Annotated in this window: 1 protein-coding gene; it reads right to left on the bottom strand. The window is 35.4% G+C overall.

Annotated features, from left to right (window positions below; genetic code table 11):
* Nucleotides 1–1,061, bottom strand: a 1,061-nt coding sequence (locus NF27_RS12570) for a hypothetical protein (RefSeq protein ID WP_039457936.1), incomplete at both ends; no start/stop codon positions are given.

Here is a 1,061-nt window from a genome sequence, read left to right as displayed (position 1 = left end):
TAAGTTCAGTATGGCTTAAGCTGGATTGTGTTATTCCTTCTGTCTCACTCTTCTCGCCTACTCTATTTCTCCAAGACGTACTCCCACCTCCGGCTGCCAGCCCTAAATCAGCATTTCTACTACTAATAGTAGTACTACTGCTACCCATAGATGTTTGGTTACCTACAACTGTCTCACGCATCTCATAAGCAAGCACCCAGTTATAGAATCTTTCCCCATACCTTACTAATACCCCTAAATTATAACTGCTTAATGTACAATTCCCGTTATCATGACTTTGTATCGTTTGATACGACCAGCTTTCTATATAGCTTGCAACCTCTTCGGAGATGTTCTTAAAACACCCTGGCAGACTTACTCCATATATATTACTCAATCCTTTTCCTATTTGAGTTAAGCTTAAAAACATTGATTGGATAACACCTGCTATATACTGAGTTAATTGCTCTTCATCCCTTCCTAATCTAAATACTCCAACGTAACAGGATTTTATTTTCCTCAATTCACCTTCTTGCTTTGTGTAATGTTTATGAACCTCTCCATCTACTCTTCCTTCCTTTATCCATCTGTTATCTACTCTTACAATTACATTGTCATTACTCATTTTAACCAACGATATATACAAACAATGTCCCGGATTACCTTCATATCCGGATCTTATTACGTATTCTTCACCAACTTTTAACTCTACTAGCTTCTTAACTATCGCTCTTGTCCTATTTCCAATCAAAGCTTCTTTAATTTCAGAACTAATACAGTAATTCCTAAATCTTTCTCCGATGATCGTATCACTAATAATTTTTATCTCATTAAAAAGCCTTTCCTTTGCTTCCTTACTCGGTACTTCAACCTCAGTACCTTTTTGTAATTTCATATATAGATCAATATATAAGTATAACCTTATCCCTAAAACCTCATCTGAATAACCTCCGTCAACTCTTATAGAATGCTGATGTTCATGCCGTATCTCTATTATATTTTCTAAGTACATCTTATAGGTTCTACATAACTCTATATCATTCTTCCAATTTTTAAGTCTTCCATTGCCGGTTATCTCATAT

Source organism: Candidatus Jidaibacter acanthamoeba, from assembly GCF_000815465.1.
GTDB classification, from domain to species: Bacteria; Pseudomonadota; Alphaproteobacteria; order Rickettsiales; family Midichloriaceae; genus Jidaibacter; species Jidaibacter acanthamoebae.
Note: the sequence above shows the minus strand (reverse complement) of the source record. Positions and strands in the feature narration are given on the sequence as shown.